This is a genomic window from Clostridium sp. Cult1, from assembly GCF_021655095.1.
GTDB lineage: Bacteria > Bacillota > Clostridia > Tissierellales > Tepidimicrobiaceae > Schnuerera.
In genome coordinates, this window is record NZ_PPXW01000001.1 from 361,196 (window position 1) to 374,180 (window position 12,985).

Consider the following 12,985-nt stretch of genomic DNA (forward strand, 5'->3'; position numbering starts at 1 on the left):
TTTACTTTTGTAATTGTCTGTTCTATTATTCAGTTAAATATAATTTAGATAAATCTTCAAACATACTAATAGGTACCAACCTAGCTTCTTCAACCCCTCCAAATCTACTATCTATGGCTACAATTGATTTAGGATAAACTATTGGATATACCACCATATCCTCTATTATTTCCCTTTGGATTTCTTCATATATTTGAGCTCTCTTATTTTCATCCGTTTCAATGACGCCCTTGTCCCACATAGGATCTAACCCTTCATTAACATAGCCCATAAAATTATTTGGATTTCCCGCTACAAATAATGGACTATAACCGCTAGGTTCAAGGCCCATAACGTATCCATTAAATGCTAAGTCAAAATCTGTGGTGGTTGCATCTATAAACTTTTCTAGGAAAGCCCCTCTTTCCATGGGAATAAGCTCTAATTCTACTCCAATTCCTTTTAATTGTTGCTGCATTATAAGTCCATAAGCTTCCTGTTCTTTACTTGAATTTGTATAGGCTAACCTTAATTCTAAACTATCATAGCCTGCATTTGCCATAAGTTCTTTTGCTTTTTCAACATTGTATTCATATTTTTCTAGGTCATTGGTATGATATTGAGTCATGGGAACAAATATTGAATAGGCTTTTTCAGCATATTCCTCAGATTCATAAACTCCTGTTATTATCTCATCTTTATTGATTGCATAAGCAATAGCTTTTCTAATATCTTTATTTTGTAAAACCTCATTATTTAACCTAAACACCATGTTGTTTAACATACCTTCATCAAAGGTTTCTATAATGAAGTTTTCATTTCCACTAAACTTCTCAATATCATCGGTAGTAATATATCTAGCGCTTAATTCTCCATTTAATAAAGCAGTATTAGCAGAGTTTGAATCAGCTATCACTCTAAATACTACTCCCTCTAAATTGGGTTTTCCATCAAAGTAATCGTCAAATCTTTCTAACTCAACTTTTTCCCCACTTTTAAGTTCTTTAAATTTGAAAGGGCCTGAGCCGATTGGTTTTAAATTCTTATTACTTTTTGCTAAATCCCCTTCACTTTCAAATATATGTTCAGGGATTGGACGAAGACTTCCTAATTTATTCATAAATGGTACAGATATTTGGGGCAACATAAATTCCACTGTTAAATCATCTACTTTATTCACTTCTACTGGCTTTCCATCAACTAAAAATGAACTTATTAGATGAGAATTCTGATTTTCATCAAGTATTGAATTTACTGTAAACACAACATCATCAGCAGTTAAAGGCTCTCCATCATGCCACTTAAGTCCATCTTTTAATTTTAAGGTATAAGTTAAATAATCCTCTGAAGGAGTAATGCTTTCTGCTAAATAATAACGTGTTCCTTCACCATCTGTTACATACAATGGTGCAAACAAAGCATTATTGATTGTCATAGTAACTCTGTCACCTGCATATAATGGATTCATTACATTGGGATCACTACCAATTCCAAATATGAATATTCCACCATCTACCTTAGTTGGCTCTGCAGATTCATTTACCGTCCCTGCTTGGGTATCTGCCGGTGATTGAGTTTCGTTTGTATTATTACTACATGCTGTGGATATTATCATAACCAAAGCAATAAATAGTCCTAACCATTTTTTGTTTCCCATAGGATACCTCCTAATTCTACTTGTTTTCTTTTTACTCTAAGGATTATTGTATAGGCATCCAAGGTTTAAATCAAATTAATGTTTTATATCAACATGTAATTAAATATAGATAAATTTTATAATGAATAAACAAACTCATGTTTCCTATTCACCTATTTATAAACTTTAAAATATATCTAAAATGTGAACATAACTAGAACCTGGTACTGCTACATTATATCTAATACCTTGGTCATATAACATATTCTCAATACGTTTGGTCATAGTCATCAAAGGTATTATTTTTCTTCTCCATATGAATTCCTTCTCTTTTAGAACCTTAAATAATTAAGCAAAGTGTTTTAATATTAGAAATTGAGGACATTGAAATATGAAAGTTTTAAAAGATATGATTATAATTTTTTCTTAGAATAAAAAATATTCTTATGGTGAATATATCTATAGAAATAATAATTTAAGGAGGTTGAAAAATGAAAAGCACATTAAGATCTCAATTAGAATCTTATAAAAGAGATAATACAGAAAGTAGTAAAGAAGCTATGTTATCTACTATGGATTCCATATTTAATTCTATGACTGATTATGATATTTCTACTTTAACTTCAATAGAAGCCGCTAAAAAAGCCTTAACATCAAGTAAAACCAATAAAAATGAAATAATCCAAACAGTAGAAAGTGTAATATCAAGTTTAAGCTAATTACTTTAAAAATGGGACGGCAAAGCCGTCCCTACTACCTATTAGTATTCTAGAACTTTTGACAAAAATTCTATTGTTCTAGAATTTTGTGGATTTTCGAATAAATCTAATGCATTATTCTGTTCTATAATCTTCCCATCATCCATAAATATTACTCTATCAGCTACTTGTTTAGCAAAAGCCATTTCATGAGTAACTACTATCATTGTCATTCCTGTCTTAGCTAATTCTTTCATTACATTTAAAACTTCTCCAACCATTTCTGGATCCAAAGCTGATGTAACTTCATCAAAAAGCATAATTTCTGGATCCATGGCAAGGGATCTTGCAATTGCTATCCTTTGTTTTTGTCCTCCAGATAAAGAATTTGGATATACATCCTTCTTATCTAATAAATCCATAGTTTCTAATAGTTCAATAGCTTTTTTTTCTGCTTCTTCTTTAGTTAACTTCCTAGTTAGAATGGGAGCCAAAATTATATTCTCTATAACCCTTTTATGAGGAAATAGGTGAAAATGCTGAAATACCATACCTATACCTTGTCTTGTCCTATTTATATCTTTTCCAGAGTCAGCAATATTTTTACCATTTATATATACTTTGCCAGAAGTTGGTTGTTCTAAATAATTTACACATCTTATAAGAGTACTTTTTCCAGAACCAGAAGGCCCTATGAGACTGACAACTTCCCCATCTTCTATTTCTAAATTTATATCTTTTAATACATGTTTATCTCCATAATATTTATTCAAGTTTTCTGTTTTAATCATTATGAGCTAATCTCCTTTCAAATACTCCTATTAACTGGGATAGTGTGAATGTAATTACAAAATATATTGTCGCCACAATTATTAATGGATTGAAAGGCTGGTAGCTAGTACTTTGTACTATTTTTGATGCATACATTAAATCTGCCACTCCTATAGTTGAAGCTACAGCTGTCTCTTTAATCAAAGTGACAAACTCATTTCCTAAAGCTGGCAATATATTCTTTATTGCCTGGGGTAATATTATATACCTCATAGTTTGTCCATTAGTTAACCCTAAACTTCTACTAGCTTCTCTTTGTCCTCTATCAATGGATTGTATACCCGAACGTATAATTTCTGCCACATATGCAGCACTGTTTAAAGAAACAGCAATTAAGGCAGCTAAAAACCCATCCATATTTACCCCTATTATTACATAGCTTCCAAAGTAAACTAAAGCAATTTGGACCATCATAGGTGTCCCACGAAATACCTCTATATATACAGTTGATATAATTCTTAGTATTTTTATTTTAGATAATTTAAAAAGGCTTAGCAAAGAACCTAAGGTTGTACCTATAGCAAGAGATAAAAAGGATATTAATAATGTTGTTTTAATCCCTATTGCATAGTAATGCTTATATTCTATAAATAATTCTACAACGTTCAAGTTTCTTCCTCCTAATCTTTATCTAATCTAAATCGTTTAGTTCGTTGGCTTCTACTATCCATTTCTCTATTAAACCTTCAGATTTAGCTTTTGCTAATATTTCATTTATTCTCTGTGTTAATTCATCATTACCTTTTTTTGTAGCAATTGCCACACCTTCAGTACCGCTATCAATAATTAGATCCTCAATAACCATTATTTCTTCATTAGCTTTTGCAAAGGATTTAGCAACTGGTGTTTCCATAATTGCACAATCTATTTTCATCGTCTTTAAGTTCATAACTATATCGGGATTTGAACTTAAACTTACTACATCTGAATCCTTTATTTCTGTTTCAGCTATTTTTTCTTGAGTTGTACCAATTTGAACTCCTATGCTTTTACCATTTAAATCTTCCATCGAAGCAATTTTAGATTCATCTTCTTTATTAATTAAAACAGAATGGGTAGATTCATAATAAATATCGGTAAAGTTTGCCTCCTTTTCCCTTTCCGGATCTGGATTCATACCAGCAGCTACAATATCTAACATTCCAGTAGATAATCCACCTAATAGCTTATCAAAATCCATGTCTTTTATCTCCAGTTCTACGCCCAATTCCCTTGCTACATATTTTGCAATTTCAATATCAAAGCCAACAATTTCGTCTTTTCCATCTATCATTTTATGAAATTCAAAAGGTGGGTAGTCTGCACTAGTTCCTAGCACTAATTTACCCTTATTTTTAATTCCTTCCAATGTATAAGTTTCAATTTCAGAATTATCGTCTTCTAAATTCGCCTTATTTCCCTTTCCACAAGCTACAAGTAAGCTTGATAACACAAGTATAATTATCATAATTAAACATAATTGTTTTTTCATTTTATACACCTCTCTGATTATATTTTCAATAAAAAATCTCGTCTCATACTAATCTAGTAAGAGACGAGATTTCCCGCGTTACCACTCTATTTGGTTTATTATAAACCCAACTCAACTCAAATAACGCTTTGATTGCGAAATAAGATACTCCCCTATAGGCTTTGTCCTATTTGTCTTCACAGCTCTTTTCACCATATTTTCAATCCCCTGGCTCTCACCTTACCCAGTTCTCTGTAAAATCTACTAGTATGGATACTCTCTGTATCATAGACTATAAATATTTAATTTTAAAATACTACTTAACCATAAAATTAAATGAACGTTCATTTACCTTTGATTCTTAATTCAAAAATCTTTAATATGACAGTCTGTCAAAATATAAAACTCGTCTCAAAAATAGAGACGAGTTTATGCCCGCGGTACCACTCTAATTGTATTTTAATAGTAAAACACAACTCAATTCAGATAACGCTTTGAATGCGGGATAAGATACTGGCCTATAAGCTTTGTCCTATCCATTTCAGCAACTCTTTTCATTAAGCTTTCTACCACCTGGCTCTCACCTTACCCAGTTCTCTGTAGGATATACTCAACATAATTACTCTTTGCTTCATAAATATTTTAAAATATTTTTTGTATTGTATTTAATCATAAATACAATTTTATATTTTGTCAAGTCTTTTTTGTATTGTTTAAATAGTATTAGTGATGTAAAATAGCTATTATTCATAATATTAATCAAAAAGTTTATAATTTTCCTTTACAAAATCTATGAACTTTTTTACACTTAAATTCTCATATTTTTCTTTTTTATATGCAATTATTAGGGGAAAATCAAAACTTGGATCACCAATAGAAAAATAGAGTGGACTATTATTTCCTGAAGACTCCCTATCTACACCAGACTCGGGCATAAATGTTAATCCTAGCCCAACTGAGGACATACTTATTGCAGTATTCATATGGGAAACTTCTATAATATTCTTAGGATAGATATTATGATGTTTAAATATTTGTCTGGAAATCTTCCCCAATCTAAAATTTTCCTTTAACAATATGAACTTCTCTTCCCCAAGGGTCTTTATATCTATATATGAGGTTAAGTATTGTTCATTTTTGAAATCATAATTATCTGATGCAATTTTTGAATCTCTTGGTACAACTAAAATAATGTTCTCAGAACTTAACTCTTGAAATTCTAAATCCCTATTTATTACAGGACCATTGATTACACAAACATCAACCCTATCCTCTAACACTAAATTTTCTAGCTTTGGAGAAACATCTTCTGTTAAAACCACATTAATATCTGGATAAGTTTTAGTGAAAACAGGTATAATCTTTGGTAAGAAAACTGGTATTCTCCATGGAACAATTCCAATTCTGACTTCAGTTTTATCGTTATTATTTTTTAATCTAGATAATTCAGACATTAATCCTTCCTCAAGCTCCCTAAATTTATAAATATATTCTATTAACTTTTCGCCTGCTTCCGTAATTTCTATAGGGGATTTAGATCTATCAAAAATTTTAATTCCTAATTTGTCTTCTAAATTTATAATATATCTACTTAATGACGGCTGAGCGATATATAATTTTTCTGCAGCTTTAGTAAAACTTTTTTGTTTTGCAATTTCTATTATATATTTATCTTCGATTCTAAACACGGCTTTATCACCTCATATATATTATAACACTAAGTGTTATAATATATATTACTTTTTGATATTGGATAACAATTTAATCATATGTTACATTAAAGTTACAAACTAATAAATAGGAGGTGGGATTTTGAAAGAACAAATTAATGTCTATATTAATAGAATTCTTCCAGAATTGATTTCTTTGCGAAGAGAGATTCATAGGAATCCGGAATTAAGCAACAAGGAAATACAAACTTCAAAATTGATTCAACAAAAACTTATAGCAAATGGTATTGAAGCTATAACCATAAAGGCTAATACTGGTGTAACAGCCCTTATTCAAGGTGGCCAAGAAGGAGATACTATAGCATATCGTGCTGATTTAGATGCTTTACCTATGGAAGAAAAAACCGGTTTATTATTTGCTTCTCAAAATGAAAACGTTATGCATGCCTGTGGGCACGATATCCATACAACTGTTCTATATGGTACAGCCTTAGTCATCAATAAATTCAAGGATTATTTAAAAGGTAACCTTCGAATCATTTTCCAAAGTGGTGAGGAAAATTTTACAGGCGCTAAGGAAGCAATTGAATCTGGTATTTTGGAAACTCCTCAAGTAAAATCCATCCTAGCACTGCACACATGGCCAGATCTACCAGCAGGTACTATTGGATTAAAGAAGGGCCCCATGATGGCATCCAGTTCTAATCTATCTTTCAAAATTACTGGAAAAGGCGGCCACGCTGCTCATCCCCATAGAGGAATTGACCCAATTGTTGTATCTTCATATATAATAACTGCTATTCAATCTATCGTATCAAGAAATATTCCACCTATTGATTCTGCTGTTATATCCTTTGGTAAACTTACAGCAGGAAATACGTCCAATATAATACCTGATTATGCAATTGGAGAAGGGACTGTAAGGACTTTAAGTCCCTCTATTAATAAAATAATTGAAGAAAAAATCAAATCTCTAATAGAATATCAAGCAGAAAGCTTTGGAGCTAAAGCTGAAATTAAATATGAAAATATATCCCCACCAGTAATTAATGATTCTAATATTATTGATGTACTTGAAGAATCCTCTTATAGTTCTATCGGTTATGAAAACATTAGATGGTTAGATAGCTCATCGATGGGGAGTGAAGATTTTGCTTTCTATTTAGAAAAAATTCCTGGCGCTCTTATTAGATTAGGAACTCATAATGATACAGAAGAGTCAAAACTACCACTCCATAATTCTAAAATAATCTTTGATGAAAGAAGCATTGAAACAGGAGTGAAATTTATGAGTAATGCCATCATTTCACTATTAAATAATTCAAAAATATAAAGGAGTGATCCTATGACATTACAAGCTATATTAGCAATTATTGTGTTTTTCGCTGCAGTGGTACTTTTAATTTGGAAGCCAATACATCCTATTCTAATTGGAGCAGGAATTCCAATAACATTAGCATTACTTGGAATACTAGATGCAAAAACGGCTTTTGCTGATTTTGCAAACACAACTGTAATATTTTTTATGAGTTTATTGGTTATTGGTGCAGCTATATTCAAGACAGGCCTTGCAGACCTAATTGGTGAGAAGTTAATAGGTCTATTAGGAAAAAGTGAAAAGGGTATAGTGATGGGTTCAGGTATAGTAGCAGCTGGGCTATCTGCTTTTTTAAATGATACTGGAACTACAGGATGCCTTATACCAATAGTTAGTTCTATGGCAAAAAAAGCTAAAGTTCCTTTATCAAAAGTACTAATGTCCCTTGCCTTTTTCGCTTCTCTAGGTGGTACCATTACTTTAATTGGAACTACTCCACATATTGTAGCAAATGGTTTACTTGTTGACGCAGGATATGAAGGCTTTGGGTTTTTCGAATTTGCAAAAATCGGTATACCTGTTACAATTGCAGGTTTAATCTATATGTATTTCTGGGGAGTTAAATTAATGCCTGTAAAAGATATTTCTGAAGACAATCTTCCTCAATTAGCTGAGAAAGCCCCTAAAAAAATGATAATAGTAGCAGTAGTTTTTATATTCATCATCTACTGTATGGCAAGTGGCCTATTACCAATGCATTTAGCTGCAGCATTAGGCGCCTTATTAGTAGTTCTTACTAATTGTATTACTGTAGAGGAAGCAATTGATTCCTTTAGTGTAACAACTTTGTTTCTAGTTGCTGGAATATTCCCATTGAGTACAGCATTGATCGAAACGGGCGCTGCAGATTATATTGTAGATGGGTTATCCCTTCATTTAACTAAATTGTCACCAACATTTCTATATGCAGCCGTAACTGGAATAACCATAATACTTACTCAATTTTTAATGAATACCTCCCTAACTGCAATATTGGTACCCATGGGAATATTAGTAGCACAATCTGCCAGCTTAGATCCAAGAGGAGTTGTTATGGCAATTGCTATGGCTGCATCTGCTGCACTATGTACCCCTTTTGGAACTGGCCCAAATCTTCTAGTCTGGGAAGCAGGCGGGTATGATTTTCAAGATTATATGAAAGTTGGTATTCCATTAGCTATAATATTTTGGATAGTTACTACAATATCTTGTGTTATAATTTATGGAGTTTAGGAGATGATGAAATGAATAATAAAAAAACTTTAAGAAAAATATTAGACCAAAATGAATTTTTAGTTGTACCAGGAGTTTATGATTGTCTTTCTGCAAAATTAGCTGAAAAAGCTGGCGCTAAAGCTGTCTTCCTTTCAGGAGGTGCATTGTCTGTAGCAGGTCTAGGTAAGCCTGATATTGGTTTTCTTAACTTAACTGAATTTGCCAGATCTATTGAAAAGATAATATCTACTATAAATATTCCACTAATTTCCGATGCAGATAATGGGTTTGGCAATGCAATACATGTGGGTAACACGGCTAGGACATTCGAAAGTTTAAATGTCTGTGGTATGCAGGTAGATGATCAAGTACTTCCCCAAACCTTACCTACAACTAGTAAAGAATCTTTATCTTGGGATTTAACTGCACCCAAGATTGATTCTATTAGAAAAAATGTATCTAATGATTTTATTATAATCTTTAGAACTATTACTAATATAACCGATGGATTGGAAGAAGCCATTAATAGAATAAATAAAGCAAAAGATTATGGAGCTGATTATGCATACGTAGATGGTATAAAATCCAAAGAAGAGCTTGAATTAGTGGCTAAACACTCTAAAATTAAACTTCTAGTAAATATGAATGAAAAAGGAGTTGCTGCTAATCTTCCTATAGGAGAAATAAAAGAGCTTGGTTATAAAATAGGTCTATACCCTGTTTCCACCATGGCAATTGCTGCTAAATCCATGTATGATATGCTCTGCAATTTAATGAAAGAAGAAAATACACTAAAATATAGGGATAAAATGTTTAATCCAACAGAAATTTATAATATGATGGGTTTAACCAGTTTAACTGAAGAATATTCCAAAATGTATAATAAATAAAGTGGTATATAAATACTTCTTTATATAATTAACCCATTATTTAGTAGCATTACATGAAAATTATGATAATCAGTTAACATGGATAAATTCATCCATTAAATAAAAACCTCTCTTGGTTTAAAGTAAAACTGATAGTAGAGAGCTATCAGTTTTACTTTTAGACCCTTGTAATATCAACTTTCTGATTTAAAACATATGCTACTTCCTTTAAATTGCCCTTAGCATAATCCACAACTTTATCAGATTTTACCACTCTATTATTTTGATCTACCACTTTCACACTGCCCCTTACTGGTTTAGTTCTCCATGCTTTAGCATACTTAAACTCATCTACTTCTCCCCAAAGATAAGGTACAGGCAAGAATCCTGCTGCAAATATCTTATAAAATCCTTTAGCTGAATATGGATTATCTACATATCTTTCAATACCAGCTATAATATTTTTAGCAGAATCCAATAATTCTAGCATCCTCTCTTGAACTTCTATATTCCTACTCATATCTTCTATCTTTCCATCTCTTCTTAAATCCCTATATTTTTGTAATGAAAATTGGGTAATCTTTATACTTTCATTAATAATATCTGGTGTTGCCAAATGAGAAGCTTCTGAATAACTAACTACATGAATAATAGGTGGACTAGTTTCATCATGAGGATCTATATCGTCCATTAAAGCAGTTACAGCTGCCAATTGCATCTTAGCTTCTTCTAAATCTGGTTTAAAATAATCTAATCCAGCTCTTGGTTGCAAAATAACCCTAAAGTTGGAATCTTCCAAGGTCTTAACCAAAGAGAGCATAGCTCTAGACTTAGCCAAATCCTGAATTCCCCAAGTATACCTTGGAGTATTTAGCATATTTTGCAATATAAGGGTTCTTACTCCTACCTTTTTAGCCAGTTTAGCAGCTAAATAAGCAGATACAATATAGGTTACATCATCTGCTCCTCTAAAAGCAAAATGGTGCGGTATATTTGGTTCAAAGGGTTTGTTAGTTTTAGCAATATATTTTAAAGTTTCAATATGTTGTTTTAAATTAGTATATAGATCATAGGGCCCTCTTCCATCTAATCTATTAAACCACCATAGAGATAATGCATGCCAACAAATATTAATAGTTTCTTCATAAATTTTGGCTAATTCAGCTATGTTCTTAGTTCCAGCATAGGTTCTCAATAAAAGTGGTCTGGAGGCATCCCATATCATCCTATACTCTTCTGGTGAATTAATAGGAACTCCTCCACCATTAGGCTTGTCTTCCCAATCCTCACCAAAATTAGATTGAGTTAATTGGGATGTCCCAATGGATAAAATATCTAAATATTCAGCATCTGCTAATTCTTTAGCCCAGGATATAAATTCTTGCACAGAATCCAACCTATCAATAGAAGATGAATAAGGACCTACATGAGCCCGCATCAATGGCATAAAAGGCTTTCTAAAATTGGAATCCAATCTTTTTATTACTGTATCCTCATCAGTGCCGTATTCATCATAGGTCGCTCGATTTATAGGCTTGAAAGAATCATATTCTCCTGAATTAATAATATCTTTCCCAAATTCCATCCTAAGATCATCATATAAACTTCCCTCTAGAACATCCTTGGGGATTCTTTCTTCAGGAACTCCCATTTTCGTTAAAGTTTCTCGTATGGATTCTCCACCTTTAAAAGTTCTGACAAATCCCTTATGTTCTCTTTCTATTATCTCACAGGTTTTAGGTAATCCAGCAAAAAATATGGACTTAATGGCCCCTCCTTGATAAGATAACATATTATTATTCTTTAGCTCATTCATAAAATAGCCTACCATATTCACAGCTTCATCTTGGTCTAGCCTATAGCTTAGTCCAATCTGTGTAACTTTATTGCTTTTAATCCAATCTAAAACTTTTTGACGATTTACTTCGTACTTAATATCATTCATAGCCTTTGCAATATCTTCATCTCCAATAATTATCCGATAACCACAGTCACTCAATAGTTCTGCAGCTGAATTGATACCTAAAGTATGAGCATCAAGGGATGGTTTTATAAAAGCAAATACATCTCCATCTACTGCAAACATAATATAACCTCCTTTGGAATAAGATATTGAAACTACAACAAATAAGGGACTTAAAAGTCCCTTATCTAAATATACCCAATTTTGGAGTAGATTAAACCAATAAATACAATACACTACACTAAAAAGGTCTCTGAAAAAATCAGAGACCTTTTTGGTTCTATCTATTTTGAGTATCTTTCAATATTTCCATATTGGTTATAGTATATTATTCTATCAGGTAGTACATCAATATCAACTATTTCACCGTTTAAATTTGTAATAGTATTTTTATTTATTTTTATATATATTTCCTGTCCAGATTCAGAGTATTCTATGAATTTTAATTGGGCTTCTGGGTTACTGTCTAAATATTTTTCATCAAAAGCCTCATCCAACATTATCACAGCATTAGCTGGCATATCTTCTATATCTCCTATAACCGTTATCTTACCTTCCGCTATTTCAGCCAATCTAATATTGTCTCTTCCTATAAATACAACTTCAATTTGTAATCCTTCTGCTACTAATCCCTCCGGTACTGTCCAAGTTCCTGTATATAACCCTTCTGACATTTCAGTCATTGGAATTCCTTCGATATTATTTGACATATTAAATGGGAGTAATACTCTGTAATAACCTTCTCCATCAGCTGGAGCATTGAAACTTATATCCAATACATCTCCTGCTCTAAGTTCTACATCGTTTTCTGGTTGAATATTAGTAATAGCAGGTTCTGGTATGCTTGGATCATCATCTTCTAATACTATCGTCAATCTTCCTTCTGCTATCCCTGTTATCTCAAATCCATATTCACTAATATATATAACTTCAATTTCTAGATTTTCAGCTTCCATTCCTTCTGGTACTATCCAAGTTCCCGTATATAAACCATCTTCTTCTACCATTGGAATTCCAATTTCGTTATTGGACTGTAAGGATGGTAATAATAATCTAAAGTAGCCAGTTCCTCCAGTAGGAGCATTGAAACTAACAGTCAATATATCTCCTGCTCTAAGCTCTACATCCTCATCAGGTAATATATTTGTTATAGTAGGTTCTTCTAATTGAACAAATACGGTTCTCTCAATAATTATTTCATTTCCTGCTAAATCTACTGCTTTAACTGTAATTAGATTTTCGCCTTCATCTACTATCAATCTTTCATAAAAGTTTCCTTCTTCATCTGCTTCTACTTCTTTATCGTTTATCAATAAT

At 32.0% G+C, this 12,985-nt stretch carries 11 protein-coding genes and 2 other annotated features; of the genes, 4 read left to right on the plus strand and 7 right to left on the minus strand.

What is annotated here, in order from left to right; genetic code table 11:
* Positions 1 to 25 precede the first annotated feature (25 nt).
* Positions 26 to 1,636, minus strand: coding sequence for an ABC transporter substrate-binding protein (locus C3E89_RS01660; RefSeq protein ID WP_236910758.1), 1,611 nt, complete (start codon positions 1,634 to 1,636; stop codon positions 26 to 28).
* 470 nt (positions 1,637 to 2,106) lie between these two features.
* On the opposite strand from C3E89_RS01660, the gene C3E89_RS01665 reads away from it, so the two are divergent.
* Complete coding sequence (locus C3E89_RS01665; RefSeq protein WP_236910759.1) at positions 2,107 to 2,334, plus strand: hypothetical protein; 228 nt, start codon at positions 2,107 to 2,109, stop codon at positions 2,332 to 2,334.
* Positions 2,335 to 2,375: 41 nt separating this feature from the next.
* On the opposite strand, the gene C3E89_RS01670 is transcribed toward C3E89_RS01665, so the two are convergent.
* From C3E89_RS01670 to C3E89_RS01685, 4 genes are all read right to left on the minus strand, one after another.
* Positions 2,376 to 3,104 (minus strand): amino acid ABC transporter ATP-binding protein, encoded by a 729-nt coding sequence (locus C3E89_RS01670; RefSeq protein ID WP_236910760.1) that lies wholly within the window; start codon positions 3,102 to 3,104, stop codon positions 2,376 to 2,378.
* Positions 3,097 to 3,753: an amino acid ABC transporter permease gene (locus C3E89_RS01675; RefSeq protein WP_236910761.1), complete on the minus strand. Its 657-nt coding sequence runs from the start codon at positions 3,751 to 3,753 to the stop codon at positions 3,097 to 3,099. Before C3E89_RS01675 ends, C3E89_RS01670 begins: the two co-directional genes overlap by 8 nt.
* Positions 3,754 to 3,775: 22 nt before the next feature.
* Positions 3,776 to 4,615 carry a transporter substrate-binding domain-containing protein gene (locus tag C3E89_RS01680; protein WP_236910762.1) on the minus strand — a complete coding sequence of 280 codons (840 nt, stop codon included), beginning with the start codon at positions 4,613 to 4,615 and terminating at the stop codon, positions 3,776 to 3,778.
* Positions 4,616 to 4,671: 56 nt separating this feature from the next.
* Positions 4,672 to 4,892: a binding site (T-box leader), on the minus strand.
* A gap of 118 nt (positions 4,893 to 5,010) precedes the next feature.
* Positions 5,011 to 5,238 (minus strand) — a binding site (T-box leader).
* 111 nt (positions 5,239 to 5,349) lie between these two features.
* Complete coding sequence (locus C3E89_RS01685; RefSeq protein ID WP_236910763.1) at positions 5,350 to 6,282, minus strand: LysR family transcriptional regulator; 933 nt, start codon at positions 6,280 to 6,282, stop codon at positions 5,350 to 5,352.
* 124 nt (positions 6,283 to 6,406) lie between these two features.
* Between C3E89_RS01685 and C3E89_RS01690 the strand changes: the two genes are divergently transcribed.
* From C3E89_RS01690 to C3E89_RS01700, 3 genes are read left to right on the plus strand one after another with little or no spacing between them, the layout of a single operon-like run.
* Positions 6,407 to 7,597 (plus strand): M20 metallopeptidase family protein, encoded by a 1,191-nt coding sequence (locus tag C3E89_RS01690; protein ID WP_236910764.1) that lies wholly within the window; start codon positions 6,407 to 6,409, stop codon positions 7,595 to 7,597.
* A 12-nt stretch (positions 7,598 to 7,609) separates the two neighbouring features.
* On the plus strand, positions 7,610 to 8,854 hold the full coding sequence (locus tag C3E89_RS01695) for an SLC13 family permease (protein ID WP_236910765.1): 1,245 nt from the start codon (positions 7,610 to 7,612) through the stop codon (positions 8,852 to 8,854).
* Positions 8,855 to 8,865: 11 nt separating this feature from the next.
* On the plus strand, positions 8,866 to 9,726 hold the full coding sequence (locus tag C3E89_RS01700) for an isocitrate lyase/PEP mutase family protein (protein ID WP_236910766.1): 861 nt from the start codon (positions 8,866 to 8,868) through the stop codon (positions 9,724 to 9,726).
* A 157-nt stretch (positions 9,727 to 9,883) separates the two neighbouring features.
* On the opposite strand, the gene C3E89_RS01705 is transcribed toward C3E89_RS01700, so the two are convergent.
* Both C3E89_RS01705 and C3E89_RS01710 read right to left on the minus strand, forming a co-directional pair.
* A complete protein-coding gene (locus tag C3E89_RS01705; RefSeq protein WP_236910767.1) occupies positions 9,884 to 11,791 on the minus strand; it encodes a cobalamin-binding protein in 1,908 nt (635 codons plus the stop codon).
* A gap of 161 nt (positions 11,792 to 11,952) precedes the next feature.
* Positions 11,953 to 12,985, minus strand: a 1,033-nt coding sequence (locus tag C3E89_RS01710) for a hypothetical protein (protein WP_236910768.1), incomplete at its 5' end; no start/stop codon positions are given.

What these genes read in the sequence shown, in the direction of transcription:
- C3E89_RS01660 (WP_236910758.1), bottom strand. Translation starts at nt 1,636, where the DNA reads ATGGGAAACAAAAAATGGTTAGGACTATTTATTGCTTTGGTTATGATA.
- C3E89_RS01665 (WP_236910759.1), top strand. Translation starts at nt 2,107, where the DNA reads ATGAAAAGCACATTAAGATCTCAATTAGAATCTTATAAAAGAGATAAT.
- C3E89_RS01700 (WP_236910766.1), top strand. Translation starts at nt 8,866, where the DNA reads ATGAATAATAAAAAAACTTTAAGAAAAATATTAGACCAAAATGAATTT.
- C3E89_RS01670 (WP_236910760.1), bottom strand. Translation starts at nt 3,104, where the DNA reads ATGATTAAAACAGAAAACTTGAATAAATATTATGGAGATAAACATGTA.
- C3E89_RS01705 (WP_236910767.1), bottom strand. Translation starts at nt 11,791, where the DNA reads ATGTTTGCAGTAGATGGAGATGTATTTGCTTTTATAAAACCATCCCTT.
- C3E89_RS01680 (WP_236910762.1), bottom strand. Translation starts at nt 4,615, where the DNA reads ATGAAAAAACAATTATGTTTAATTATGATAATTATACTTGTGTTATCA.
- C3E89_RS01695 (WP_236910765.1), top strand. Translation starts at nt 7,610, where the DNA reads ATGACATTACAAGCTATATTAGCAATTATTGTGTTTTTCGCTGCAGTG.